Below are 26,756 nucleotides of genomic sequence, written 5' to 3'. Positions count from 1 at the left end.
TTCCCCTACCCACCTATTCAACAAGTTCACATCAAGAAAAGAACCTGTTGCTTTTGTATGAGCTATATTTTCATTATTGTTCTTTTAGCTTTCTTTATAATTTTTGATGTTTCTTTTGTATCAGATTCTTTACTCCATTTTTCACAAAGCATCATGACGAAATCAGGTTGAGTTTTACTGGCATCATTTAACCAATTCCCTACAGAATCTTGTACATACTTTGATGGATCTGATTTCAGTTGATTTAAAATAGGAAGGGCTTTACTAGGGTTCTGTTTTAAATCTTCGATATGCTTGGCCCAAACACCACGAGGACGAATAACTTCCATGGAAAATCTCCGTATATTTTCATCCTCTTCTTTTGCCCATTCGGTTAGCAACTCAATACTTTCATCAAGGTGTTGCGCTATATCCTCTCTAATAGACATCCAGGAAATTTCTCGAACTCCAAAATGATGATCGCCAGCAAATGGATAAATATAAGCTAATTTTTCTTTCAAAGAGGTGCTTCCATTTTTATTCATAAACGCTGCCCAACAGCGAACACTATCTGAAGGATGCGTCGCAAATTTTTTAATAATTTCTTCTTTCATTTGGTCATTTTCTTCCTCTATAGCTGTATTCAATAGTTCGCCAGTTAAACGAATAGCTTTCATTCCCGATTCAGCATTCTGTTTTAACATTTCTTCTACTATATTTTCTAATTGATGAGATAACCCTACTTTAGGTAAAACATGTTTTACTAACGTAATATGATTGATCCCCAACCATTCAGTTAAATTAACACTCTCTATTTCTCCTTCATTCAATAACGTTAGCACCTCCTCAGGGATTTCACTAACCTTTCTAGCCCCTTTTCTGTTTCCTATGTCTATATGAATTTGCATGAAGACATCCTCCCACTATAATCAATTTTCCAAAGTAAGTTTATTATACTAATAATTTCTAATAAATTTAAACAAATTCATTCATTCCCTAGAAAGAAATGACTTACATATGGACAAATAGAGAAAAGCTTTTGACAAAGTAAAAAAAGATTAGGACTCAAATTCATTGAGTTCCTAATCTTTTTTATAGTTTTTCCTCATTGGGCTCCACATGAACATGAACTTCATATACGCCCTGCTCATGAATCATTTTATCTTCAACATGACAAGCTACATCATGAGCCTCTGTAATATCTAAATTTGCATTGACTAGAATGACAACATCGATCACTTCGTTATTGCCATAATTTCTGCCTCTAATTTCTTTAATCCCAATAACACCGTCTAACTTTAAAATAATATTTTTATAGTTTTGAAGGATTTCTTCATCAAATCCGTCAGATAGTTCATGAGAAGCTTCTTTGAAAATATCCCAAGCGGTTTTACAAATTAAAAAACCTACAATAATAGCTGTTACTGTGTCTAACCATGGCATATGTAATTGTGATCCAAATATCCCTACTGCTGTTCCAATACTTACCCAGGCATCTGATAAGTTGTCTTTGGCAGCGGCCATAACGGCTTTACTATTTATCTTTTCAGCCAATTTTTTATTATAACGATATACAAAATACATGACCAATGCTGATCCAAGGCCTACATACGCTGCGAAAATGTCAGGTGATTCTTTTCCACCTTGAAAAATGGAAGTACATGCACCAAATAATACTTGAATACCTACTGCCATCATAATAAACGAAGCTACCATAGAGGCAATGGTTTCACTTTTCCAATGACCATATCGATGATCATGATCGGCAGGTTTTTGTGAAAGCTTAAGGCCTATAAGTACAGCAATCGAGGCAATAATATCAGTCGTATTATTTAGCCCATCCGCCTTTAAAGCTTCTGAGTTACTCATGTAGCCAATTCCAACTTTTATTACGGACAAAATTATATAAGCAATAATACTTATAATGGCACCACGTTCACCTAATTTAAGATTATTGTATTTTTCTTCTTCCAATTCATTACCTCCCACTTACGTACTTTTTTATAATAACAGCCCTACCCCGAGTAGGTCTACAGCAACCTTTTTGCCTAAGCCTACATAAGTGGAAGGGATATAAAAGAGTTGTTTGCAGGAAAAAATCATTTCCTAAAGAAGCAGTCTTCGGTCACTCCAACATTTATTTCAATATATTATTTTTACCCTTAACTTTCTTCGTATGGATCTCCTCTTATAACTAAAGGTTGTTGTAGTTTTTTATGCTACAATTTACATATACTGCATCGAGAGGTGATTAGATGGATAACAGAAAATTAGTCTGCAAGGCTTGCGGGAAAGATTCTTTTGCAACCGGTCAACTTGGTCATGGGAAATTATCCACTGATAGTAATGTCAGACCTATAGGCTCTTTTATGGCTTCGGGCTCCCCACTTATTTTGTCATTTTGTAAAAATTGTGGTGAAGTGGCATCATTCAAGGTAGCCAAGCCTGAAAAGTTTTGATTTGAGGAGCTTGTGTTGTGTGATAAATGAATGGATTTGGGGGTATCACTCAATTCTTTGACCATACACTACTAAAATGTTAACGATTTTGTTTATCAATCCAATTTAGGCGTTCACAAAGTAAAGAGGGAGCAAAACTGATAAAAGCCATCGAGAATTGCTTCTTCTCGATAGCTTTTGTTTCAGGAGACAGAGTTGTCTGTCCTTCTTTATGTCGTATTCTTCTATTAAAGGCAAGACGGGGCATTTTACATAAACTTTCAAGTAGCCACTAAGATGAATTTCTTTTTGGTTACTTTTTTCATTAAAAGGCTAAATCAATCCTTTTCTATTGATTTTTTTCTTTCAACTATCGCTTACCCCATCTAGCAAATGATTCAACTGCTCAAGCTCTTTCCCTATGCTCCGCTACTCCAGATGTAATCAATATCTTTCAATCAATTTTCCATACCCAATCAATTTGTCTCAGTTTGTCACAATAAAATTTCTTTTTTATAGCTCTATAGGTCTGGATAAATACCTTTAAACTTCCTATAACGATACATACTATACATATAGAGAGAAAGGAGGGATACTTTATGAGTTATTACGGAGGCAATAACGGCGGCGGTTACGGTTCAACATTCGTTCTAGTTGTTGTTCTATTTATTCTATTAATTATTGTCGGCGCTTCAGTTTTATACTAATCTCCCATTACTCATTTGTCCTATATAGGAACAAATCATAATGATAGATAGCCCTATTAGAGCCATTTATCCATCCCAAATCATCTGACTAAACATCTATTCCCCCTTCCCCCAACCATAACAATATTTTCACATTTTCATATGACCCTCTATTCATGAACAATTAGAGATTGGGCGAAGGGGATTAGGGTAATGGTTATGATTATGGCTCTAAATCAGCATTCAGTTTAATTATTATCGATGCAAGCTTATGTTCAAATAGTAAAACCATCCAACACTTCTCTGATGATATTGTTCGCCTCTAATGTTCATAACTACTAATACCATTCATTGTGTAAAGGGTCACATTCCTCTTTGTGGCCCTTTTTAATTCAAACCTTAACAGTTCATTAGCTCTAGGAATATCAAGCATTTACATCCGTTATGGCAGGGACATTAATTTCCTTGACACATGAAGCGGGTGATAAATTAACCACACATTGCACAATAGCTACAATATCTTGGACAGGGATACGTGTACCTTCATATAATTGGATGGCCTTTTCGGCTCCTTCCTCATAAGGGACTTCTGCTGCTAGCTCCCCAGGATTAATGCAAGTGACAGAAATTCTGTCTTCTCTTAAATGTTCACGTAAAGCATTTGTAATGCCTCGTAAACCGAATTTAGATGTGACAAATGAAACCTGTGCATTGTTTGTATGGTCTAACCCTGCCGTTGAACCAATTAAAATAACCTTTCCATTTTTCGCTTGTCTTAAATTCGGTAAAAGTGCCTGAATATATGTAATAGTGGACGTTAGATTGATATTGATTAAATTTGAAATATCCTCGACTTCATCTCTATCAAATGAATAATCATCCTCGAAGCCACGCTTTTCCCAAACCCCAACATTATAAATTAATACATCTATAGCGATATCTTTTAATTGTTCTTTTAATGACGGTATTTGTTGTTGGCTAGACAAATCAATAGAAAGCCATTGACGATTTACGCCATCATTGATTTCTAAGCTTTTAGGTTGTGTACGTGAAACTACCCATACAGTATCCCCCTTGGCAGGTAAGCCTTTTACAAAAGCGTCGCCTAACCCCTGACTTGCTCCAAATACAATAATATTTTTACTCATTTTTACCATCCTTTCCATATCAGCATTAATTAGTAGATTATAGTAACTTTTACATTAAGTCCATTATGAGCTAGACCTAGGTCATCATCATTAAAAACAATATGTATGAAATATGAACAAGCACATAGTCTAGGAGCCGCTATTTATAATGGCTTGGCAAATAAAGCTTAAAAATGTAAAAAACCAGGTACTCCGCAGAGCGCCTGGCTTCCTTGTATTAGATTGAGATTTAAACATAGTTATTGGGGTAATTCAGAGGATTTTTCAAACTCAAGTATATACCCATCTATTTTTGCTTTTTCTAATACTTCTATATATTCTTCTTTTCTTTCATCTAGTCTAGAATCTTGTGTGTTTTGATAACCCGGATATAGATTGTAATCTACTGGTTTACCCATAAGTCCACCTCTTATTCTCTATTTTTTTACTCATTATAGAATATATTGATATTTTCTGACAATTACTTTTGCTATTTTTGATTACAAAGACTGACATGACATCCCAACTGTCGCCTTATAGAAAACTCATATCTATACTTTATTACCTATACAAATTATATTTCAAAAGACTTACAACGCATAGGTTATGCCATGCTTGCTTGTCTTAAGGAAATGGGGTAATAGTCCAACCAACAAAAAATAGAACCGTCATAAACAAAATAAGATAGCCACCAATAAAGATTCCCCACTTGCCTAGAGAACGACTGGGTCTCGAAAGGATCGCAATGAATCCAAAAATGATTGTCAAGGTAATGAAATTCTTACTAGTAAATGGAGCACCATAGCCAATGATAATCCAACTATTAACCATGATAAGTGTCCAGAGGCCAATGCTAACACTAGCCCAGCCAAAAACATTGAAAATGGTTTGCTTTAACGTACCCAATTCCATAATTTAACCTCCCCTAGTTTCATATGCTTCATCATTGTTAAACTTTGTAGCTGTTCAACCTCAGCTTTAGGTCCTGTAACGACAACCCCATATGTTTTCATATCATGCTGTTTTAAATAATGGATTCTCTCTTTTAGGTCCAGATTTTTATGAGCGGAAACAGCAGTAGCCGTCTCCTCATAATCAACTAGAAAATTTAAGATGGATAAAAACGTTTGTTCATGAGAAGTAGCACCTTTAAATGGGGACCAATTTGTTTGATCTGGTTGTACAGGATAGCCAATAGGCGATACAACATTCCCATTTGCACTTAGCATGGTGTCTTCTACTCCTGTATAAATGGCTGCCCATGTGACATCTACATTTGGCATTTGCTGAATAACTTGATCTACTGTATATAAATCATTGAAAGAAAGATATGCTTCTACAACGGTTTCATTGGGTAATCCTTTTAATTTCCTTTGCTCCTCAATTGTATTAAATTCTCCTCGATTATTAGGATGTACTAGCCATTGATTCGTTTCTGTTGGATATTTTGGATACGATTTTTCCAGTTTTGAAGTAATCTTCTTTCCCACTAAATTATTTAACATAAAGCGTGTATCATAATGCTTCACTGGATAGACCTCGTCACCGATCTGCTTGTATTGCTCAAATGATAATCCCATTGAAAAGAGCGAGAATTCCATATCAAATTCAAGTTCCTCCAATGTCGTATTCGGTTCCGTTACATAAAGAGTCTGACTTGTCACATCCATTAAGGTTGTAGACTTTGTGCCAAAGGCATAGTACAAAAAAGTTAGCATATAACAAGTGGGGACAATTAAAAGGGCAATCGTCAGCGTTGTTACAATCAGCTTCCACTTGGATGATGCAATGGCTTTTTTTATAACATTTGTTGAAGGTGCATCCCCTTTTTCACTTTTCTTTGCTTGCTGTAATAATTGTTGATAAGAATCCACCTTTATTCCTCCCTTGTTATTAGTGTGCGCATTTTTTTGCGACCTCGCGCTAAATGACTTTTCACCGTATTCACGTTTAATTGCAAGATGTTTGCAGCTTGCTCATTTGTACAATCATGTACATCACATAACAAAATAATTTGCTTTTCGATTGGTTTAATTTGTTCAAGTAGGTTGATTAATTTCAAAAAAGCATCTTGTTCAACGATGATTTGCTCTGGTGTATTGGAATGCATTTGATCAATATTGTCGGAAGTTACATACCGCTTCTCTTTTCGTGTACTGTCGATATATGTATAGTAAGCTACTTTAAAAAGCCAAGGTTTGATGTCTTGAATTTCTTGACCAAGAAGGGTAATATGCGCTTTTGTAAATGTGTCCTGAAGCAAATCCTCCGCTGCACTATGATTTTTCGTAAGTGAATATAAATAGCGATATATATCATTCATATAGGTGATATATATTGTTTCAAGTTCCATCTCTTCCCACCTTTCAACCTACCCTCGTATATAGGTCACAAAAGGTTGCAAATAATTTAAATTTATTTTAAATGGTTACTTCAAAAAAGTGGTAACACATTAAAAAACGGCAAAAATCCATACATAATAAATGGATTTTGCCGTTTTATCTAACAAATGGTCTTTTATATAAATTTTACGTATAATTTGACAATAAACAGCCAATATAAAATGGCGTAGTGTCTCACTACTTAAAGAGCTACAGTGATTTCGATCGCTGTGGCTTCTTTTCTTTAAATGCTGGATCACTATTTAATTGAATGGTTACAAATATAAAGAGCTCCTAGTACTAGGCTTGTTCGATGAACGCCTATCTCAATAACTTCATGTATAAGTATTTATAAATGACACACACTATGTTGGAGTGTATCGCACGCACTATTTAAGGCTGTGGCGCTAGTTGACCGTCGCAGCCTCCTTAGAGTGATGAGTAGTACACCATTATAACTTACATAAGAGGTGTTTCGGTTGACCACATTAGCAAAATTATTGTATTTCGCTTTCCTTGTAACATTATTTTTAATCACTATGATTTGGGACTATTTCATAAATGATAATTGGGCTTTGCTCGAAAATTTATTCTTTTCCTTTTGGGTAGCGAGTTTTATATTTATAGCATTGCTACTTAGAAGTAAAAAAGTTGACACGGAAAAAAGCTAAAAATAGAAGCTGATTAGAGTAATTGAACTGCCCCGTGAAGGTTAGACATCTATCTAACCTTTACGGGGCAGTTTATAATATCTGATCAGCTTTTTTCTATCTCTATTCCCTCTTCATTAGTCGATAAATCTTCTACTAATCTACCCATCTATTTTTTAATCAAAGGTAGATGATGAATACAACTAGAGAGTGTAACAAGGAGCTACATATTATATCAAGGTAATCTGCAGATTATATATTTTTTAGTTGCAAGGAGGTGAATACATGCCTTTAACTACTGGTCCTATTGAAAACACAGGAAATCAACCAGCTAATGCAAGTAGTGTTCGTGTCAAAGTTCTTAATCTCACTGGAGGTTTACTAACTGGGGTAGTAAGAGTTTTTAGACTAAACGGTTCAAGACAATTATTGTCCACTACTCCTTTTGCGGCAGTTGCCAATGGTTCTACTTTTGTAACGCCAGGTGTTGGAAGCTCGCCTCAGTATGAAGTTGAAATCGTTCCCAATCAAAATGGTGGAATATATAGCGTTTATGGACGCACAGCTTCTGGTACTATCATTGCTGCCCAACGGTTTGTAAATTCGGAATTAACACAGACTTTCTAGATTTTAGTTCATGCCGAAAAGCCTTATACATTCGTATAGTATAGGGCTTTTCATTTTTCCTTTGTACCAAAGAATCGTCTTATTTTAAACATTTATTAAAAAGAATAAGTGGATGGCTGCAAGAATTCCCATCGGATAAATGATAGCTCTTGAAAACGAGTTTTTAAATCCATTTCGAGGATGTCTTTCAAATAATAAGTGTAGGATTGTATGTGTGATAAAGAATATATCGAGAACCCAAAACGTTATGGTTTGATAGGGGCTGAATAGTAAGGAAAGTATAATGACATAAAGAAAAAGATGAATCCCTGTGAATACTTGATAAGCCTTTGAATCTTCCATATCCTTTAATACGATAAATAATCGCCACTCCGAGCGCCTTATTGCATCCATTTCATGTAAAAGAAATATAGATAGGTTTAATAAAAAAAGGATTAGCAATAAATTAGGCATATAAAACCTCCTCCACCTTTATACACCCTATGTTACTATAAAACCATTTTTCAAATTTCAAGTAAATCCTCTAAAATATGTCGATATAAAGTCGCGAATCATGTTGAAATAGGAGTTTGAATGTCACATTCTCCTTTTTATGATACAATTTACATATATTACATAACGAGGTGATGGCGTGGAAGATAAAAAGTTAGTTTGCAAGTCCTGTGGTAGTGATTCTTTTACGATTGGACAAGTTGGTGGCGATTTTAATCAAGGTAATGTTAGGCCTATTGATTCTGTCTTTTCAGTTGGCTCCCCATTTATTTTTAACTTTTGTAAAGACTGCGGAGAAGTAGCCTCCATTAAGGTGGAAAAACCGCAATATTTTAAATAATCCCTAGTGAAATGGGGTCACTCCCATCTCAGTGACCCTTTAGTGGTTTATTAGCCCCTATATTTCTCTCCAGTACTTTCATTAAAATCGCTCATCCAATCTGTATGCTTACTTTAGCGTTCAACGCAAAACTCTGTTGTAGCTAGCTCTTTTCCATTTATTATTACCGCTAGCTTATGTTGACCTGGATAATGCTTTCGGGTTGTTAAATCTTTAAAATGGTGATTTCGTGTGTATCGGTGACTCTCTTTTTCGAAGGTGCGTTCCGTAATTTTGAATAGCTTTCTTGAAGTTGCTCCATTTGCTTTAACAAAATCTATCGCATATTCGATTCGAAGCTTCTGTGGTGCTGTAGAATTAGTTTGAACCGTAAATGCAAAATCAAGGGTTTGTCCAATCGCCAACCTAACTTTTCCTAGCGCTAACTCATGGATTGTTACATCTGGAGAGATGTCAAAGCCGAACAAGAAAAGCACCTCAGCATCTCCTTTTCGCAATAAACCTCGACATCCATGCTTAATAATCCAATCTGTGATTGAGCTCTCTCCGTGCCATTCATGAGCAAGTCGTTTCACTAGTTCGGGATGATCCTTGGCAATATCATTTAAATTATTGGCGACACTTTTCTGTACATAGACAGATGGATCCTGTTTGAGCAGGTTCAATATCGGTAAGATTGGTGACGGGTCCAATTTGTATATTTCCAATGCCGATGCCCAAGGTAACCTAGGGCGACACCCCTCACTAGCTAATCGTCTAATATGAGGATTAGCATGGCTCGCCCACTCTAACATTTGAGCCATCATCTTCTGAGGATCTTTTAAAATAAAAGGCCGAACAGCGAACTCTGCGCTGGAGAATTCCGTAAACACCTCTAATCCATGAATGGAAGCCTGCCAATCATCTAGTCCATATACTTCTACAAAATCAGGCAAAAATAAATACTCCACTCCCTTACATGTAGGTGCAATTTTTATCAATATTGATAATGCCTCACAGTAGGATGTCGGCAAGGTTGCCCGTAATGAAGTACTGATATGCCTAATACGCTGTTTGAATTTTTTCATTTCCCAATCGTCATCATGTATTAAATTCATGAACTTATGTGAATCAAAGGCAGAGTATTCAGCCTGTACGATATTGATAAATTGATGGAAGAAATCTGTTGTATATTTACCCTCAAATGTGTCAGCCATGACCCATCCCCCTTTTCGCTAACATAACTTCCACTTCAAAGTTGTGTTTGTCTTGTGCCATTTTTTTCTCCTTTTATGCTCTTTATGACGTGGTCAATGTACTTTTTATTAAAAATTCATAAACATTGACTTCAAGTTTTACTATACGGGATAATGGTGACAACTACTGTCACTATTAATTTTGTTTTTAAGGAGGAGCTTTGATGCACAAGGCGCAAAGACTTATTCAGCTCATGATGAAGGTCAACGAACGTAAAAAGTTTACCATTCAGGAGATGGCTGATGAATGTGGTGTTTCACGCCGAACAATGATTCGTGATTTAATGGAACTGAGCGAACTAGGTGTACCGCTTTATTCCGAAGTTGGGCCTAATGGTGGTTATCGTGTTTTGCGTGAAAAAGTGCTACCACCTATTAGCTTTACCGAGCATGAGGCAATTGCATTGTTCTTTGCTTGCCAATCATTACATAATTACAAAGCTCTCCCCTTCAAAAATGAAGTAAATACTGCATTGGATAAATTTTTCTACTATTTATCAGGTGAGCTCAAGCAAAAGATTGAAAGTATGCAGCAACGTCTTTTATTTTGGGTGCCTCCTCATGAATTAGAAGTGCCCTTTTTAAAGGGATTACTGGAGGCTGCACTTGAACAGCAGGTTGTCACCATCTTGTATGAAGCGGCCACTACTAAAAATAGAACGATTCAGCCTCTTGGAATCTATACGATGAACGGGCTATGGTACTGCCAGGCTTATTGCTTCCTAGCTGAGGATTATCGAGTTTTTCGCATAGATCGAGTGAAAGATTTTTCTTTAGCTGAAGATCAAAGCCTGAAATTGGACATGACAAATGAGCACATTAAGTCATGGATCGTGCCAGCGGATGAAGTACATATGTTAGATCTTGAGGTAGAGTTAACACCAGAAGGAGTAAGACGTTGTCAATCAGAACTATGGTTATCTCAGTGGATGGAGCTTCGTGAAAATGGATACGGGTCGATACTCGCAAAAGTGAACTCTTCCTTTACACCATGGTTAGTCCATTTTTTTCTAGGCTTAGGTATGGAGGCCAATGTCAAACATCCCCCAATAGTACGGGAACAAATTAAAAGTAAGCTACAGGAACTGATGAAGCAATACAATGAAGAATAAAAACCAGGTTCTCAGTTGAGCACCTGGTTTTATCTTTTTTTGCCGTAGCTTCAAATATTCATGCTCATTTTTCTACTTATCCCCTTCATTCCTAGATGCTCATAAAATGCAATGGCATTGGCATTAAACTCCCAAACATTTAATTCTATAGATGTAGCTCCCCCTGCTTTTGCCCATTCCTTACAACCTGTAAATAATAATCCTCCAACACCTTGCTTTTGTAGAGCCTTTCTCACACCAAAATCATGAATATAGCCATATTTACGTCGTACTAAAGATTGAAATGAAGGCGAATGTTCAATGCTAATTATTGCAAATTCTACGACTAATTCATCGTTCTTGGCGATAAAAATAGGACTGTTTGATCTTCAAGCAAGTCTTTAAAATAAGATTCAGGCATAACCGATTCAACGCTTTTAAAAATGGCTGGTTCTTCCCTAACATGCTCTTCATGCCCTTCTCTCACAAGGCTATTCACGGCATAATAATCATTGCTAGTAGCTGTACAAATAGAAATGCTCACAGTTATCCTCCTCCAAAATATCCCTTTTAGTATATTGTAACTTATGACTCATTTTGAACCAATCATTTATCGAGATAACGGATGACGAGCTTTTCCACCTGTGTTTTCAATGCCTGGTTAGCATAGCGGAGGACTACATCATTACCTGCCGTTGCAATTTGGACATCGCTAAAATATTCGTCCACACGATGCCAACCTACCACTCGTATATGTTGCTGGTTAAGCTGCCTTTTGAGATCAAAATATTCTTGGCGTAAATCTTTTAATAATGCATCCATTAAAGGTACAAACGCGATTTTCATTTTAAATTGTTCAGCAAATCGGTAATCATGCTGTACTGATTTTACAGCTAATTCCAACAATAAATACTTGTGTAATAGCTGGCGTTGTTCAGCTTTAATCATAATAATCAGCTTCTAGTTGAGCTGATTGAATATGATGGATTGGAACACGTCTCGTTGTCAGTAGTGTTTCAAGTAACAGTTCGTTTGTAGATAGGTTAATGGCATGGATGATTCCCGTCCAATGCATGATTTTTCCATCGTTCCAAACATTTAATTGAAGATCTTGCTGCTGATGATAGGCTATATCGATTGTTTGCTGTAACTCTTCCAGTTCCCATTCTGTCAGCTCTCTTGGTTGCGTTGTATAGACTTCTTTGCATTCCCTTAGCAGGTCCAAATGCTCCGGCATCATCATAGATGCCCATTTTATATTACCTCTGTCTTTTATCATCCAATCACTCCTATGCCAAATGACCACCAACTAAGCGATCACGCTTGATGGCTGTCCCTGCCCCAGTAAACGAAACCGCTCGTAACAAGGCTGTTGCTCCAAACCTGTTGCGTATGGCATCCATCGTAGGTCCGATGAGCTGCCGTTGTGGTTTTCTTTCATCAAATAAATCCAATTGGATACTATGCTCTCTCTCAAGATTAGATATCCTTACCGATAACTGCCTTGCCGGCTCTCCCGCAAAGTGTTCATCCAGCAATTCTATGCACGTTTTATACATGACAAGTGTTTCATTTGTTGGTGTATCAATCGTTCTAGATCGATGAAACCCTTTGGTCATCGCATTCCGACTATATGAAAGACCCAAGCTAATTGTACGACCAACAAAACCAGCATCTCTCGCTCGCTTCATGACATCCTCACACATTTCTAAAAGCACTACCGATAAATCTTTTCGTGTATGATAATCTCTCATTAACATTTGACCCTTTCCAAAACTTAATGCTCCATTAGTAATTAACGGTTCCCCTAGCTTTGATAGATCGATTCCCCATGCATGATGATATAGCTGATTGCCCATAACACCAAATTGCTCTTCTAAATCATTCAAATCTGCATTGGCTAACCCACCAACTGTTTGAATTCCCATCTTATTTAGGTTGGCTTCCATCTGTTTGCCGATTCCCCACATTTCGGACAAGGGTCTGACTGGCCAAAGCTTTTTCGGTATATCACCGTACGTCCATTGAGCAAAACCCGTTTTCTTTGCTTCAAGGTCCAATGCCAATTTAGCCATTAGCATATTGGGACCTAAGCCAACAGCACTTGGTACATTATATTGATCCAAAATAGCGGCCTGTATTTCTCGAGCCGCTTGTTCAGGCGATCCCCAAAGCTTTTCAGTACCTGTTAAATCGACAAAGCTTTCATCTACACTGTAAACATGTATGGCGTCTACAGGAACATAATTAGCGATGAGCTTAGTAATCGTCATGGACATCTGTATAAAAAAGGACATTTTAGGTTCAAATAATTGGATATCGGGATGTTTAGGAATTTCGAAACGACGACTACCGGTCTTGATTTTATATTTTTCCTTCATCAATGGTGAGGCAGCAAGGACTACACTGCCTGGTTGATCGAAATTGGCTACTACAGCGACAGGTGTTTCTAAAATATCGATTCCATGTAGCATGGCGATACAGCTGGCATAAAAGCACTTCATATCTATACACATAATAGGTCTATTCGGCATTTCCTCATAGTTCATACAACCTCACGCTCTTTTCGGAAAACAGGAGTAACCGCGAGAACATTTCTGATGATAAAGGAACGCTTTGCTTGCCTCGTAAAACAAAATGCTTGAAATGAATCGCCAACAATTTTAATGACTCTTACACGTCTTTTTGTTACGGAACCATTTTTGGCTATATACATAATGTCCACTAATTGATTGCGTTGCATAGCTTTAATCAGTTGCTCTCTCATCGTAGTTTCCTCCACTATCTCTCAAAATTTGATTTGATGTACCTTTCATTTCCATTCCTACAACTGTGCCTTTTAGTAACAGCTTCAGGCAACCTGAATTTATCCAAATTTACGAATAGATTTCCCTTCACTTATCATATGTAAGAACACTTGTTTGTATACATATTAGAACAAACATTTGCTTTTTAGCAAGATTAAATTTTTGGAAACAAAAAAATGGAAAAATAAAATTTTAACATTCATTTTAATTTGTAAGATGATACAGGGATTAAAGGTGAAATTACAGAAAAATATGGAATAAAAGAAGCGAAAGTAACGTTGGAGATGAAACGGCTTTGGAGTTCACCATTTGCTCAACGCAAACATGTGACGTGGAAAAAGAATGGATCATCCATTCATTAGATCATATCGTGAAGGCTGATTTTCAATTAAATAAAAAAGTAGAAATGCTGGTTTATCAACATTTCTACCTACTATTGATTCATTTTGAGCAAATCCTTTATATTATTCTGCGAAGTTGCCCATAGCAATCGAGATTCTATTCCAGCTGTTGATTTGGTTAATTAGAATTACTAAATCTACATATTCTTTCTCTGTATAATAATTACGAACTCGTTTATATAAATCATCAGGTACACGCATTTCAGACACTAAAGTAATGTGTTCGGTTAACTCTAAAGCGACCTTTTCTTCTTCTGAATAGAATGTACATTCTCTCCAAGCACTTAGACAAAATAGACGCTGTTCAGTCTCCCCCATTTTTTTGGCATCAGCGGTATGCATGTTCAGACAGAAGGCACATCCATTTATTTGTGAAGCACGGATTTTAATGAGCTCACGAAGCTTTCTATCGATACCATTCTTTTTCGTGTATTTCTCCATTTCCATCATTATCTGCATAGCATCAGGTGCAATATTATAATAATCTATACGTTGTTCCACGTTACATTCCTCCGATTCAATTAAATTCCTTGATGATAGTTTAGTAAAATTCATTCTTATTCCATCATGCTATTCCTTGGGCATGAAGAAATGGAAAACCATTTGTTCCGATTAAATTTACTGATTATACTGACTCCCCCATACAAAATTAAAGACAAATATAATCGTCGATTAATTTAATCGTTGATTATATTTGTCTTTAATATATGCCTGTTTTTAATTTTTGTCAAATTGATTTAATTTAGATGAAGTATTTTTGAGGTATGATAATATACAAGATACATGTAAGTTTTCTAAAGGGATTAGAAGTAGGTGAATAAATGAAATATAGTGTCATGGTAGAGTACGCATTACACAGCCTTGTCTATTTAATAGATGTACCACCAGAGGAAAGTATTGGAATAAAGGATTTATCAGAATTTCAAGGGCTATCAGAAACCTATTTATCAAAAGTATTAGGTAAGCTATCTAAAGCCGGGATTGTCAGTTCAGTATCTGGTGTTAAAGGAGGATATAAGCTTAGTAAAAAGCCTGAAGATATTTCTTTTTGGGACGTTGTAAAAGCTGTAGAGGGTGAAAGTCCCATATTTCACTGTAAGAACATCAAAGCAAATTTTGCCAACCAAACTGAAAATTGTGATTCCTGTGCATCAGGTACATCCAATTGCACCATTAATATAGTGATGTTAGAAGCTGAAGAGCAAATGCGGAACTATTTACGAGGTAAAACAATTGCATGGTTAGAGGAAGAGCTTAATCGTACCTTGCCAAGTGAACGTATAGCAATGGCAAAGGAATTCTTCCACAAGAAAAATAATTAAATCAAAAAAGCACCAATACCAAAACAAAGCACAGCCTCCTAGCGACTGTGCTTTGTTTTTGCTTAATTATTTATCCCGCAATGAGCGAACTGCCTAAAAATTATTGATTAAACCTTACAAGGCGATCAATTGGAAGACGTGAAGAACCGTAAGCAGGTGCCGCCGCTTCACCAATTGCTAATAATAAAATAGGTATTTCATTTGCAGGTAATTCCATGTACTCCGCAAACTTAGCTTTATCAAACCCACCCATCGGAACTGTATCATAACCCATTTCTTTCGCTAATAACATAATTTGCATCGTTACTAGGCCAGCATCAAAGTGGACGATGTTCTCTAATGTTTTTGTCGAAGCTGACCCATACATTGTTAATGCGTCCTGTGCCAGTTTTTTCGCAATTTCTTCTGGCATATAGCCTAACTCCACATTTTTTGCATAGATTTCCTCAGCGTTTACATACATCTCCATATCTCCAATGACAGCAATAATAGCAGAGGCTGTTTCGATCTGCTCTTGATTAAATGAAAAGAAATTAATATTCTTTTGGATTTCCTTATCATCAATGACGATAAATCGCCATGGCTGCATATTGCTCGAAGAAGGCGCTGAAATAGCGTCTTGTAGTAGCTGCATAATGGTTTCACGAGATATTTTAGTATTCGCATTATATTTACGAACAGATTTACGCTCCTGCATAATTTGTTTTAATGTTGAAGTTGATAACATATGATTTCCCTCTTTTTCAAAAAATTTAAACTGCTTTAATTGTTACATCAATATTTCCCATTGTCGCTTTTGAATAAGGACATACCGTATGTGTTAGCTCTAATAATTGCTGTGCCTCTTCCAGCGTTACTCCTTCAATATGTCCTTCGATATTTACAGCAAGTACATAGTCAAAAGTAGCTTGCTCCATTAACTTAACGGTAACTTGAATAGTTGATGCATGTTTAAGCTTTTTTTGGCGTTTAATCAAATCTAATGCACTATTAAAGCAGGCACTATACCCCGCAGCAAATAATTGCTCTGGATTTGTCACATGGTCTAATTTTGAGCCTGGTGGTGCAATTTTTAAAGATAGGGATTGATCCTCTGCATAGGATGTGCCACTACGGCCACCCTCATTAATCATAGTCGTTGAGTATAATTCTTTCAAATCGAAAACTCCTTTTCTATATCCTTTATTTTAAATTGTGCACAATTTAATTTTTACAAATTGAATTGTACACAATTTAATTGCGTTTGACAAGTAGGAACTTTATTTTTAATATAAATGTTAATAGAAGAACATAAAGAGGGGATTTTTATGCCTAATCATTTAGATAATCAACTATGCTTTCTTTTGTATGCCACATCCAAGGAAATCATTAAACACTATACATCATTATTGAAGCCATATGATTTAACTTATACAGGCTATATCACCATTTTAGCGTTGGAGGAAAACGAACAAATAACGGTGAAAGAATTAGGACAACGTTTATTTTTGGATTCAGGTACCTTAACACCATTGCTGAAAAAATTAGAGGCAAAGGGTTATATTTGTCGTGAGCGTTCCAAAGATGATGAACGACAAATGCAAATCTATTTAACAGAGGTAGGCAATGATGTTCGTCGCAAGCTACCTGAGGTATCGCGTCAAGTCATGCAACAATCGAATATTTCAGAGCAGCAATTTATACAACTAAAAAATGTTCTTCAAGACATCATACACAATGATTGGACCATGAAAGATAAAAATTAAGCAATGAATAGTATCACCTAAAACTTTTGATTCATGCTAGTGACAATCATTTTATACCATTAACAGATAGAACCGTAATTGGACACTGCATCTCATCCAACTACGGTTCTTTTAAACATCTGGGCAATTTGTAAAATACATTCACGTATGTCCCCTCTCTTAATTCGGCGATTCATACCCTAGCCGAAATAATGGCTTCTTTTTTGTCAGCATATCGATGCTCTCGTAAAATATCTAATTATTATTGGGCTCATGGACAAAATCAAGTACTATAATGATAATAGGACGTTTTTTAAAGGAAGATATACATGAAGAATAGATTTTCAATTGGAGAAATGGCTAAGCTCCATAAAACAACTATAAAAACCCTTCGATATTATGATGAAATTGATTTATTAAAGCCTATGCACACAGATAAAAACAACGGCTATAGATACTATTCAACAGAACAATTTGAGCAATTAAATACTATAAATTATTTGAAGGAATTAGGTTTTTCATTAAAGGAAATTAAAGGACACTTAGATCACAGGGATATCGATGACTTTTTGCATCTCTTAGAGGAACAGAAACGATTAACCGAAGAAAAGATTCAAGAACTGGAACGAATTAATCGCAGGTTCCAAGATCGAATTAAGGATATTAAAGTGGCACGAGAGATAAAGGCATTGGGAGTCCCATTCATAATGGAAAAACAAGAGCGAAGAATCGTGCGATTAATGGAAAAAATCAGTTCCGAGCCTCAACTGGAAGTTTCTCTGCGACAATTAGAAAATTTGTCGAATATGAATTCTTCTATATTTATTGGAGGCGTTGGCCTAACCGTAAGTATTCACCATCTATTAAATAACCAGTTTCATGAATACAATTCGATATTTATTTTAGTCGAGGAGGAGGATAGGCAAAGTCCTTTATTGGCCACGCTTCCTGAAGGAAAATATGCCTGTATTTATTTTAACGGCAATCATAATCATTCTCCCGCACATTATAAATCCTTACTGAATTTTATTAAAGATCAAGGTTTCCAAGTGATTGGAGATTCCATTGAAAGAACCATAATTGACCATTACATTTCAGGAAGTAAAGAAGATTATTTGACAGAAATACAAATACCAATAAAGTATTGACCCTCCCCTTACCGGAGGGTTTATTTTTTTACGTAAGGACAATTTTTTAAGGAGAATGAATTATGCTAGGAACGATATTTAATACAATGATGATTATAGTCGGAAGCATCATTGGAAGTATTTTTAAAAATGGGATAAAAGATGAATACCATCAAATCCTCATGCAGGCCATGGGATTAGCAGCGATGGGATTAGGAATAAATGCTCTAGTTCAACATTTACCCTCCAGTAAATATCCGGTACTTTTTATTGTCAGTCTAGCTATAGGCGGATTATTAGGTCAAAAACTTAATTTAGAATCAAAATTTAATGCTTTAGTGAATAAATACTCTAAGGGGAATTTAGCTGAAGGATTATCGACTGCAATTTTATTATTTTGTATTGGGTCATTATCTATACTAGGTCCTATAGAGGCTGCATTAAAGCAAGATTATACATATCTGCTCACGAACGGCATATTGGATGGAATTACTTCGATTGTTTTAGCCACTACATTTGGTATTGGGATAGCTGTTGCAGGTATTGTATTATTTCTATGGCAAGGCTCCATTTATTTAATAGCTAGTTTAATGGAGAATTCCATCAATAATGATCTTCTAAATGAATTGACGATTATAGGAGGTATATTGATATTAGCATCCGGTTTAAGTATTTTAGGCATAAAAAAATGCAATACCTTAAATCTTCTGCCCTCATTAATAATCCCTATTATTGTATTTTTATTTATACATTAAAAAGTGATCTAAATGTTGCTTTGAAATAAAGTTTGAGCAAAAATGCCTCGCGAATCCCTTATTTTACGTTAAATAAGAAGAATCCCTTTTGAAAAAAGATTGATCAAAAGGGATTCTTTTTTAGCAGTTTTAAGTTAGGTTTTATAAAAAAGTTTGATTATTTTCTACCTGTGTTGCTCCACAATCGCGCCCGATTGGTGAGTAACAATGAATCATTAATTAAACAATGACTTTTTCTTATATTTCGAGGCAAAAGGTAATCCAGTGTCTTTTTTGACTGGTAGTGCATCAATGTCCGTTCTTGACCCAATTATTGGATGGTCTTTATTGTCTTATAACATTGCGATTAATCCAGTTCCAAGGTACTGGTGAAAATGATGTCTTAATCCGATCGTATAATCTTTGTTTTCATTAGTTAGGTTCTTTACATTCATCTGTTATTCTTCTTTGTTTGTTTTATTCAATTGAATTGTCAAATTAAGTACAATACAGATATGCCTCAAAGGAAACTAAAAGACATGTTTTCTGTTAGACTTTAGGGTTCATGCCTTTTAAGGATTTTATTCAGTGTCTATTCTAACGGGCTTGACATTTAACGGCGTTTCTTTTTTTGATTGATTAGCGAAATGCATAACCCCTTACATACTCTCTTTGCGACAATGAAGCAAAATGAAAATCTAGGGTCTTAATATTTCTCCCTTGTCCCATGAAACAATTAATCGATTCAATCTTCTTAGCCGAGTTTCTTCTTTTTTAGCACTCATTACCCACCAAATAGAATCTCTTCTGTACGAAGGTGGAAGCTGATTAAAAAATTTCCAAGAACTTGGATGTTTTCTAATTTCATCCTCATATTCTTTCGTTAAAGTAACGTTCCTATGAACGGAAGAATAACCTGTTTGATCATTTCTTTGATTGAAAACAGTCAATCCCTCAGGCCTCATTTGATTGTGTTCTATCAGTTTATGCACCTTTTGCACATTAACTTTACTCCAGAGGCTATTAGGCTTACGTGGAGTAAAGCGAATTTTATAGCAATCTTCATCAACTGTTTTTCGTATCCCATCAATCCAACCAAATGACAGTGCACAATCTACTGATTCGGACCAAGTGAGACTTGCTTTATTGGTCTTTTTCTTAACAAAAATTACCCAAATTTCACTAGCTGTTTGGTGATGAATATCCAACCAATCAATAAATTCTGTTTGATTACTAAAAAATAGCACTTCACTCATTTTTCCAGCCATTCTAAAATCATTTGATTAAGCTCTTCAGGTCTTTCTTCTTGAATCCAATGACCAGTGTTTAAACTCTTAATGTCTATATTAGGTACAAAATCTTTTATATTTGGAAGCGGCGGAATAATATCTTTCTCACCATAAATCATCAATGTTGGCTGATGAAGAATAGGAGATACGTCACCCAATAAACCCCAATTACGATTTAAATTTCTGTACCAATTGATGCTTGGAGTGAAACCTGTCTTATTGAAGGCTGTGATATAAACAGAAAGATCATCATCGCTCATAACAGGTTCACCTAACGGCTGGGTTGCTTTAGCTAGATTAATCATTTCCATTCCTTCAACAGAGCCTTGTGATGGAACATTCTTTCGATATAAGTTACGAAGAAATTGGGCTGCATTTTCGTCTAATACAGCATCTGCAACACCTGGTTGTTTGTTAAAGTGAACAAAATAGTAATCATCGCCAAAAGCTTCTTCCATAAAATCAATCCAAGGTCTCTCTCCTCGAACTTGGTAGGGCAAGCATAAGTTAATCATTTTATTAACACGTTCTGGATGCAGCAAAGCCATACTCCAAACAACACTTGCGCCCCAATCATGGCCCATAAAAATGGCATCTTTGTATTGGTAGTGATCCAAAAGAGCAACAAGATCACCCGTTAAATGTTCAATATCATATTTTGTGACTTCTTTTGGACAAGAAGACTTTCCATACCCTCGTTGATTAGGAATAATAACGTGATAACCTGCTTCTACAAGAGGAGTCACTTGATGTCTCCAAGAAAAGGCATGCTCTGGCCATCCGTGGCAGAGAACGATAGGTTGCCCCCCATTTTTTTGTCCAGCTTCAAAAACCTCTAGCTCCACACCGTTACCCGAGATAAGTGTTGGTGTTGGAAATTCATAATTGTTTGTCATTTAACATCCTCCTAATTAAAATAAAAGTATCTTACAATGAAAATATTATCATGGACGTTTGACAACGGTCTGTCAGCTTTGAGAAACTCACTTAATGATATTTGTCAGCCATCAATCTGAGTTTGGAAGCAATTTTTTTGCGCATTTCTTTTGGAGCTAAGACCTCTATATGCTCTCCAAAACTAAATATGAGAGAGAACAACCATTCTTTTTCGGGGAATGTAGCTGTAACAAGAAGTTCACCTGTTTCTAACACCGCAATATCTTCTTTATTAAAAACATCCTTCACACGAGACTTCATTTGAGGGGAAACTTTTAAGACAATTGTTGTCATTGTTGTTTGTTCATTTAATAATGCCATAATCTCGTGATAGGATTTTTCTCGACGTTCAAATGAGTGATTTTCAATGTGAAAATCACTTATACGGGAAACTCTAAATATTCTGAAGTCTTCTTTTAAAAGACAATAAGCAAATAAATACCAAGTATAATTTTTAAATATGAGCGACATAGGCTCAACTTGTCTTTTGCTGACGATATTATCATAATTTCTGTAGTCAATAGTCAGTAAATTAGTCTGTGTAATAGCTTTCCTTAGCGTCTTAACTAATGCTTTTTGATTTGGAGAGTCTCCATAAGGATGTAAATCAATGATGATTTGTTCCATATGCAGCTTTAGATAATCTACCTTGTTTTCAGGAATGATATTTTGTAGTTTTTCTATGGATGATTCTAACTCAATGTCGTCAACTGTGAAATTAATATCCTTGAGAACAGAAAGAAGGGAGGACAGGTTATTAAGAGTTAGTACTTGATGATTTAATTTATAACTCTCATAAATGCTGAATCCACCATTGTTTCCAGAATGGGAAATGATGGGAATACCAGCTAGATTGATTGTTTCAATATCTCGGTAAATAGTCCGGACCGACACTTCAAATTTCTCAGCCAATTCATTTGCTGTTACACGATTTCTATTAAGTAACATCACAATAATGGTTAACATACGTTCTATTTTCATCTTGTTCTCCTTAAAAATATAATTTTATATTATGTAGTAGAATCAATTTCATAATACGCACTTTTAAAAAATCATAAAGAAACAGAATTTCGATGATTTCTTAAAAAAACGTATAAATAGCTAATTATGCTACAGAAAGTTGTAGTTGGGAAAGCCGATCAACCGACCTTTTCATCACAACATCTAGGATTGGATGAATGTCAATACCGGATAAAACCGAATTAAAACGTTGAGTAGGTTCCAAATCGATAAAACTTGCATGTCAAACAGGCTTTCTTGTCGTATAATGGACATAGGGGATATCTCTCCAGTCTGTTAATATGTGTGTCGTAACTCTCATTATACAGGATTTGGGGAGGTACCCTATTTTTTTGTCGTTTTAAACTTAGAGCCCAAAGGGCTCAGAGATATGAAATTGATTCATCTACATTTAAATTTTAAACTAACCTGCTTCGTTAGTTTAAGTACATTAATTCACAATATAACCTAAATCTTAACATAATTCCCCTGAATTTCCTTGACGATGTTATTCAACAAACGGGCCCTTAAATGAAGAAAGACGCATTCCTCCTTACTAAAGAAATGCGCCCGATTGTGGAATAACATTGACTTATACTTTATTTACTATACTTTCCGAAAAATTTCTCTAAACGTTCTTCATCAATTGCATACTCTCCACGCCATGCAGCTAGTGGAAGAATAATATCGGAACGTGGGGAGCCTTTTGCCTTCTCATAAAGTTTCATTTTTTCAACGGTATCTACGAATCTATCAACCATTGGCGGATACAAATCATTTGGCATTATTCCAAATTCCGCCAAGGATAATAGCTGCCCACGAACACTATATTTACTGAACTTAGGAAATACTTTTTCCGATTTAATTCGTTGTTCTAACTTTCCTGGCGTTTCTCCTTGCGGGGCATTTCTGATTATATCTATTAACTTTCTAAATATTGCTATATCTTCTTCTGTTGGGGTTGGAACCTCTAGCTGTGAAAACTCTCTTAATTCTATCAGCATCAATTCAATACCTTCATTCCAAGAACCACCATAATAATGACTGAATAACCCTTCTCCCACATTTAAGTATTTTTCTTTTTTAACACTGCATTTTTGGCAGTACTCTGTATCGCTTAGGTAGGAATGATTTTTACACTGATTGGCATAAAGATAGCTTAATATTGGTTGTCTTCCCCTTGGAAAACTTTTCATACCTGCTACATAAGCTTGAAGTGCTTTATCCATCGTTACATTGAAATTTTTGGTTAATATCTTAAATTCATCGATCACTTTATCGTGAGTAAAATGTTCAATCTCATTTAATGGATAAAAACTTTCTTCCAAATATGTCTTTTCCTCATCTTTTAAATTATTTGTTGAAAAAATATAAACAGCTCTTTCATTATCCCAGACATCTCCATTATCAATTTCACGATAATAACCTTTTTCGTCTTTTTCATATCTCTTTTTGTTATAAACTTTTTTTAAGATTTTTAATAGTTTATCATTCACTTGATAGTTCATAGATTATTTCCTCCACTATTTTTATTTGAGTATAATCCTACATTTTGTGGTACGTTTTCGTTGGGATTGATATAGTAGGTTCCGAAAGGTTCATTATAGATACTTTTATAATAACATTTCACAATGGATTTCTAAGATTTACTGGATATTTTGGATAAAAAAAAAGAACATCAACAATCCTGCTCTTTAGTAAATTATTCAACAAAAAAAGCGTAAATCCTTGTTGGATAAACTCCCTCCGTTAGTTGAATAAAAAACGGACCCAAAGCGTCCTCCATCAACAAAAAACAGCGACAAACACCGATTTAACAGTGTTTGTCGCTGTTTGAAATGTTACCAAGCTTGCATTTGGGAACGTTATGTAGGTTTGTTTTGTATACTTTATTCAATAGTTAAAATTATGTTGTCTCCTATTGATGGAGTACAACCATCAAGTTCATAGCTTGTTTTTTCTTTATCTTCATTCACTATAATTGAAGTACAAGTTTTATGAATTATTTTACCTTGACCATATCCATCTCTTCTTGTATCAATTGTTACGTTTATAACTTCATTTTCAAATTCATAACCATAAATTATTGGGTCACCCTCTGTTGTATATTTAACCACTCTGATACTATCGTCTCTCTCTTGTTGTACACTGTTGAAAAATTCATCAAATCGCTCTTTATTTTCTAACTTACCATTTGTATCTATTATATCGTCTAATGTTTTAATATAAGGTGGAGGGTTATCGTCTGTATACATATAGATATCTTGTGATGTTTGTCCACTATTACAACCAGAAACTAAAAGTATAAAGAATAAAATAAAAAATCCAGCTTTCATTCTCAAGGTAAATATCTCCTTTGAAATTATTTGGACGTTCTATTCTAATTTTTCGATATAAATCTGCATTTCCCTTTTCTCGCCAGAAACTACTACTTTCTTCAAACCCAAAAAATCTTCCCAAAGCGTCGTTTGGAACCTTTTTTGTTAAAGAATGTTATTCAACAATCTGGCCCGTTTGTTGAACAAAAACATCCTGCATATCAACACAGGATGTTTAATCAAACTTTAATATAAATTATCGAACTTTGTTTTAAATGATCAAACTTTTTTATAAAACTATACTAAATCCTTATGAACAATCCAATTTATTATCTAATTATACGAACAAGCTAACTGCCCAAGCACAAAATAATTGCGTGCTTGGGCTTTCCCTTTTCTTAAGAAATCTTCATAAATATTCTCTCTAATTATTAATAATTTCCATTTACAATAATGAAGGTCGACATTACGTATAGCATTTGAAAATCATCATCAGAAAAAGGAGCATCACACCTTGGGAATTACTGAAATCATGAGCAACATCAAAATTTTGATGCTGCCCGTCATCATAATTATTGGCCTTGAATTTTTACTAATTGGACTTTATTTCTTTTATTATCAAAGACGACGATCCGATCACCAAAAACAAATTCCTGTAAAGAAGCTTCTGCTTGGCGCAATTTTTATCGGATATATTGTCTTTGTTTTGGAGCTAACAGTGATTGGTCGTGGCACTTCACATTTCATGCAGTTGAACCTTCAGCCATTCAGTGGTTATATAGACGCGTGGAAAAAATACTCTTTACGTGATCTTCAAAATTGTCTTTTTAATATATTGATGTTTGTGCCATTAGGAATGTTTTTACCTTTACTTATGGCTAAATGTAAAGAGTTTAAGTGGCTTCTCCTAGTAGTTGTAGGTGCAACAGCCTCCATCGAAACGTATCAGGCACTTTCAGGAGCAGGGATTTTTGAGCTTGATGATTTAATCAATAACTCACTTGGCGGTATTATTGGCTACCAATTATACAAACTTATCGCTTCTATGGCCCATAACAAAAAGGTAAAGGTAAAAAGTCTGATTGGAAACCTTGCCATACCTCTATTGATGGGCTTAATCTTTATCGTTATGAACATTGTCTACGCCCAGCAGGAGTTTGGTCACCTAGCAATTAACGCTTATACAAAATCAAAAATGTCAGATGTTCATGTATCCACATCATTGGAATTAAGCGCAGCACCAATCGTTGCTCCTGTCTATAAGAAAATCATTCAAGAGGATGACGTAAAAGACCTATTACAACAGAAACTAGGATTATCAGAGATGAATGTATCTGATGTCAAGGACAATGACGAAACGCTAGTGGAAGATAAAAATGGGGTCGCGTATACATTGGTTACAAATAATTCAGAGGGACAATGGTGGTTAACCGAGAATAATTATACGCCGGAGCAAATTTCAGCTGTAGAGCAAGAAGAAAAGGCGAAGTCATTGATGGATGAACTTTCTATACTACCTCAAGATGCAGAATTTACTGTACAGGAGAATGGTGAATTTGAATGGACCTTACCAGACCGTCCTGATGTAACTAAAGATTACTGGACTGGAGATGTCAGTCTTGGCCTGAAACCGGACGGTCACATTTATTCATTAACCTACAGTCTTCATGAAAATCAATTTATACGAGAGGTAAACATACAGTCTCCTACAGAAATATATGAACGAATAAAGGAAGGCGATTTTCCTCAAATAAAGTATAACGCACTCGTACAGGAGGAAGACCTAATTATAAAAAAAGGAGACCAAATTGAAATTGAATCGATTGAGCTTTCCTATATGTATGATACAAAAGGCTTCTATCAGCCCATATACAATGTTTCTGGCAAGTTCAACGACAACGATTGGTTTACTTTAATTCAGGCAAGAAAGTAACACCTCGTTCCAAATACTTAAGCAAAGCCCAGGCTCCAATTAATGAACTGAACCCTATAAAGTAGACAGTTTAATAAAAGACCATTTGCTACATTAAACAGCGATTAAATGACTTCGGTA

Annotated in this window: 33 protein-coding genes; 10 read left to right on the top strand and 23 right to left on the bottom strand. The window is 35.4% G+C overall.

Features of this window, described 5'->3' with window-relative positions; translation table 11 throughout:
- Positions 1–62: 62 nt before the first annotated feature.
- Entirely contained in the window at positions 63–887 is an 825-nt protein-coding gene (locus AC1Q6O_RS17185; protein WP_239354753.1) for a DNA alkylation repair protein, read from the bottom strand.
- A 184-nt stretch (positions 888–1,071) separates the two neighbouring features.
- Complete coding sequence (locus tag AC1Q6O_RS17180) at positions 1,072–1,953, bottom strand: cation diffusion facilitator family transporter (RefSeq protein ID WP_043990286.1); 882 nt, start codon at positions 1,951–1,953, stop codon at positions 1,072–1,074.
- 281 nt (positions 1,954–2,234) lie between these two features.
- Between AC1Q6O_RS17180 and AC1Q6O_RS17175 the strand changes: the two genes are divergently transcribed.
- Positions 2,235–2,438, top strand: coding sequence for a hypothetical protein (locus AC1Q6O_RS17175; protein WP_008177326.1), 204 nt, complete (start codon positions 2,235–2,237; stop codon positions 2,436–2,438).
- A gap of 578 nt (positions 2,439–3,016) precedes the next feature.
- The gene (locus tag AC1Q6O_RS17170) at positions 3,017–3,124 is read left to right on the top strand and encodes a YjcZ family sporulation protein (protein WP_080695207.1); all 108 of its coding nucleotides are present in this window, start codon (positions 3,017–3,019) and stop codon (positions 3,122–3,124) included.
- A gap of 404 nt (positions 3,125–3,528) precedes the next feature.
- On the opposite strand, the gene AC1Q6O_RS17165 is transcribed toward AC1Q6O_RS17170, so the two are convergent.
- From AC1Q6O_RS17165 to AC1Q6O_RS17145, 5 genes are all read right to left on the bottom strand, one after another.
- On the bottom strand, positions 3,529–4,251 hold the full coding sequence (locus tag AC1Q6O_RS17165; RefSeq protein ID WP_043990285.1) for an SDR family NAD(P)-dependent oxidoreductase: 723 nt from the start codon (positions 4,249–4,251) through the stop codon (positions 3,529–3,531).
- Positions 4,252–4,490: 239 nt separating this feature from the next.
- Complete coding sequence (locus AC1Q6O_RS17160; RefSeq protein ID WP_008177317.1) at positions 4,491–4,649, bottom strand: hypothetical protein; 159 nt, start codon at positions 4,647–4,649, stop codon at positions 4,491–4,493.
- A 205-nt stretch (positions 4,650–4,854) separates the two neighbouring features.
- The gene (locus tag AC1Q6O_RS17155) at positions 4,855–5,142 is read right to left on the bottom strand and encodes a hypothetical protein (RefSeq protein ID WP_089987242.1); all 288 of its coding nucleotides are present in this window, start codon (positions 5,140–5,142) and stop codon (positions 4,855–4,857) included.
- Positions 5,124–6,104 (bottom strand): anti-sigma factor, encoded by a 981-nt coding sequence (locus tag AC1Q6O_RS17150; RefSeq protein ID WP_089987241.1) that lies wholly within the window; start codon positions 6,102–6,104, stop codon positions 5,124–5,126. The genes AC1Q6O_RS17155 and AC1Q6O_RS17150 overlap by 19 nt, the downstream gene beginning before the upstream one ends.
- A gap of 2 nt (positions 6,105–6,106) precedes the next feature.
- Positions 6,107–6,583, bottom strand: a complete 477-nt coding sequence (locus AC1Q6O_RS17145; protein WP_008177314.1) for a sigma-70 family RNA polymerase sigma factor — start codon at positions 6,581–6,583, stop codon at positions 6,107–6,109.
- A 963-nt stretch (positions 6,584–7,546) separates the two neighbouring features.
- On the opposite strand from AC1Q6O_RS17145, the gene AC1Q6O_RS17140 reads away from it, so the two are divergent.
- Entirely contained in the window at positions 7,547–7,888 is a 342-nt protein-coding gene (locus AC1Q6O_RS17140) for a hypothetical protein (protein ID WP_036148714.1), read from the top strand.
- Positions 7,889–7,972: 84 nt separating this feature from the next.
- On the opposite strand, the gene AC1Q6O_RS17135 is transcribed toward AC1Q6O_RS17140, so the two are convergent.
- Positions 7,973–8,341: a DUF6713 family protein gene (locus tag AC1Q6O_RS17135; protein ID WP_008177302.1), complete on the bottom strand. Its 369-nt coding sequence runs from the start codon at positions 8,339–8,341 to the stop codon at positions 7,973–7,975.
- Positions 8,342–8,519: 178 nt separating this feature from the next.
- On the opposite strand from AC1Q6O_RS17135, the gene AC1Q6O_RS17130 reads away from it, so the two are divergent.
- The gene (locus tag AC1Q6O_RS17130) at positions 8,520–8,720 is read left to right on the top strand and encodes a hypothetical protein (RefSeq protein WP_008177300.1); all 201 of its coding nucleotides are present in this window, start codon (positions 8,520–8,522) and stop codon (positions 8,718–8,720) included.
- 113 nt (positions 8,721–8,833) lie between these two features.
- Here AC1Q6O_RS17130 and AC1Q6O_RS17125 read toward each other — a convergent pair whose 3' ends face one another.
- Positions 8,834–9,916 carry a DNA alkylation repair protein gene (locus AC1Q6O_RS17125; protein WP_090002746.1) on the bottom strand — a complete coding sequence of 361 codons (1,083 nt, stop codon included), beginning with the start codon at positions 9,914–9,916 and terminating at the stop codon, positions 8,834–8,836.
- Between the two features lie 203 nt (positions 9,917–10,119).
- Between AC1Q6O_RS17125 and AC1Q6O_RS17120 the strand changes: the two genes are divergently transcribed.
- Positions 10,120–11,067, top strand: coding sequence for a helix-turn-helix transcriptional regulator (locus AC1Q6O_RS17120; protein WP_342529592.1), 948 nt, complete (start codon positions 10,120–10,122; stop codon positions 11,065–11,067).
- A 50-nt stretch (positions 11,068–11,117) separates the two neighbouring features.
- On the opposite strand, the gene AC1Q6O_RS17115 is transcribed toward AC1Q6O_RS17120, so the two are convergent.
- From AC1Q6O_RS17115 to AC1Q6O_RS17085, 7 genes are all read right to left on the bottom strand, one after another.
- Entirely contained in the window at positions 11,118–11,369 is a 252-nt protein-coding gene (locus tag AC1Q6O_RS17115) for a GNAT family N-acetyltransferase (RefSeq protein ID WP_239354768.1), read from the bottom strand.
- A gap of 23 nt (positions 11,370–11,392) precedes the next feature.
- A complete protein-coding gene (locus tag AC1Q6O_RS17110; RefSeq protein ID WP_239354757.1) occupies positions 11,393–11,590 on the bottom strand; it encodes a hypothetical protein in 198 nt (65 codons plus the stop codon).
- A 62-nt stretch (positions 11,591–11,652) separates the two neighbouring features.
- Positions 11,653–11,994 (bottom strand): YhjD family protein, encoded by a 342-nt coding sequence (locus AC1Q6O_RS17105; protein ID WP_008177296.1) that lies wholly within the window; start codon positions 11,992–11,994, stop codon positions 11,653–11,655.
- On the bottom strand, positions 11,987–12,325 hold the full coding sequence (locus AC1Q6O_RS17100; RefSeq protein WP_171365026.1) for a YolD-like family protein: 339 nt from the start codon (positions 12,323–12,325) through the stop codon (positions 11,987–11,989). Before AC1Q6O_RS17100 ends, AC1Q6O_RS17105 begins: the two co-directional genes overlap by 8 nt.
- A gap of 10 nt (positions 12,326–12,335) precedes the next feature.
- Complete coding sequence (locus tag AC1Q6O_RS17095) at positions 12,336–13,595, bottom strand: Y-family DNA polymerase (RefSeq protein WP_008177293.1); 1,260 nt, start codon at positions 13,593–13,595, stop codon at positions 12,336–12,338.
- Positions 13,592–13,813: a transcriptional regulator gene (locus AC1Q6O_RS17090; RefSeq protein WP_025117591.1), complete on the bottom strand. Its 222-nt coding sequence runs from the start codon at positions 13,811–13,813 to the stop codon at positions 13,592–13,594. The genes AC1Q6O_RS17095 and AC1Q6O_RS17090 overlap by 4 nt, the downstream gene beginning before the upstream one ends.
- Before the next feature lie 504 nt (positions 13,814–14,317).
- Positions 14,318–14,755: a carboxymuconolactone decarboxylase family protein gene (locus tag AC1Q6O_RS17085; protein ID WP_043990282.1), complete on the bottom strand. Its 438-nt coding sequence runs from the start codon at positions 14,753–14,755 to the stop codon at positions 14,318–14,320.
- A 320-nt stretch (positions 14,756–15,075) separates the two neighbouring features.
- Here AC1Q6O_RS17085 and AC1Q6O_RS17080 point away from each other — a divergent pair, with 320 nt between their 5' ends.
- Complete coding sequence (locus AC1Q6O_RS17080) at positions 15,076–15,576, top strand: Rrf2 family transcriptional regulator (RefSeq protein WP_008177282.1); 501 nt, start codon at positions 15,076–15,078, stop codon at positions 15,574–15,576.
- 100 nt (positions 15,577–15,676) lie between these two features.
- Here AC1Q6O_RS17080 and AC1Q6O_RS17075 read toward each other — a convergent pair whose 3' ends face one another.
- Together AC1Q6O_RS17075 and AC1Q6O_RS17070 are read right to left on the bottom strand one after the other, a co-directional pair.
- The gene (locus AC1Q6O_RS17075) at positions 15,677–16,303 is read right to left on the bottom strand and encodes a nitroreductase family protein (RefSeq protein WP_008177281.1); all 627 of its coding nucleotides are present in this window, start codon (positions 16,301–16,303) and stop codon (positions 15,677–15,679) included.
- A gap of 25 nt (positions 16,304–16,328) precedes the next feature.
- Positions 16,329–16,733: an Ohr family peroxiredoxin gene (locus AC1Q6O_RS17070; protein ID WP_043990281.1), complete on the bottom strand. Its 405-nt coding sequence runs from the start codon at positions 16,731–16,733 to the stop codon at positions 16,329–16,331.
- A 117-nt stretch (positions 16,734–16,850) separates the two neighbouring features.
- Between AC1Q6O_RS17070 and AC1Q6O_RS17065 the strand changes: the two genes are divergently transcribed.
- The 3 genes from AC1Q6O_RS17065 (at position 16,851) to AC1Q6O_RS17055 (ending at position 19,182) form a co-directional block, all read left to right on the top strand.
- Positions 16,851–17,321 carry a MarR family winged helix-turn-helix transcriptional regulator gene (locus tag AC1Q6O_RS17065; protein WP_008177278.1) on the top strand — a complete coding sequence of 157 codons (471 nt, stop codon included), beginning with the start codon at positions 16,851–16,853 and terminating at the stop codon, positions 17,319–17,321.
- Between the two features lie 308 nt (positions 17,322–17,629).
- Positions 17,630–18,448 carry a MerR family transcriptional regulator gene (locus AC1Q6O_RS17060; RefSeq protein WP_090002748.1) on the top strand — a complete coding sequence of 273 codons (819 nt, stop codon included), beginning with the start codon at positions 17,630–17,632 and terminating at the stop codon, positions 18,446–18,448.
- Positions 18,449–18,510: 62 nt separating this feature from the next.
- Positions 18,511–19,182 (top strand): DUF554 domain-containing protein, encoded by a 672-nt coding sequence (locus AC1Q6O_RS17055; protein ID WP_008177274.1) that lies wholly within the window; start codon positions 18,511–18,513, stop codon positions 19,180–19,182.
- A 677-nt stretch (positions 19,183–19,859) separates the two neighbouring features.
- Here AC1Q6O_RS17055 and AC1Q6O_RS17050 read toward each other — a convergent pair.
- The 5 genes from AC1Q6O_RS17050 to AC1Q6O_RS17030 all read right to left on the bottom strand — a co-directional run bounded on the left by AC1Q6O_RS17050 (position 19,860) and on the right by AC1Q6O_RS17030 (position 24,721).
- Positions 19,860–20,429 carry a YdeI/OmpD-associated family protein gene (locus AC1Q6O_RS17050; protein ID WP_492401803.1) on the bottom strand — a complete coding sequence of 190 codons (570 nt, stop codon included), beginning with the start codon at positions 20,427–20,429 and terminating at the stop codon, positions 19,860–19,862.
- Positions 20,414–21,346: an alpha/beta fold hydrolase gene (locus AC1Q6O_RS17045; RefSeq protein ID WP_427421840.1), complete on the bottom strand. Its 933-nt coding sequence runs from the start codon at positions 21,344–21,346 to the stop codon at positions 20,414–20,416. The genes AC1Q6O_RS17050 and AC1Q6O_RS17045 overlap by 16 nt, the downstream gene beginning before the upstream one ends.
- A gap of 91 nt (positions 21,347–21,437) precedes the next feature.
- Positions 21,438–22,367: a helix-turn-helix transcriptional regulator gene (locus AC1Q6O_RS17040; RefSeq protein ID WP_010861406.1), complete on the bottom strand. Its 930-nt coding sequence runs from the start codon at positions 22,365–22,367 to the stop codon at positions 21,438–21,440.
- 617 nt (positions 22,368–22,984) lie between these two features.
- Positions 22,985–23,893: a hypothetical protein gene (locus tag AC1Q6O_RS17035; protein ID WP_216604827.1), complete on the bottom strand. Its 909-nt coding sequence runs from the start codon at positions 23,891–23,893 to the stop codon at positions 22,985–22,987.
- Between the two features lie 381 nt (positions 23,894–24,274).
- Positions 24,275–24,721, bottom strand: a complete 447-nt coding sequence (locus tag AC1Q6O_RS17030; protein ID WP_237068894.1) for a DUF4362 domain-containing protein — start codon at positions 24,719–24,721, stop codon at positions 24,275–24,277.
- Positions 24,722–25,235: 514 nt separating this feature from the next.
- Between AC1Q6O_RS17030 and AC1Q6O_RS17025 the strand changes: the two genes are divergently transcribed.
- Positions 25,236–26,636, top strand: a complete 1,401-nt coding sequence (locus AC1Q6O_RS17025) for a VanZ family protein (RefSeq protein ID WP_253734821.1) — start codon at positions 25,236–25,238, stop codon at positions 26,634–26,636.
- Positions 26,637–26,756: the final 120 nt, after the last annotated feature.

Source organism: Lysinibacillus sp. GW823-FHT06C08 (genome assembly GCF_058795135.1).
This window is presented reverse-complemented; position numbering and strand designations above follow the sequence as displayed.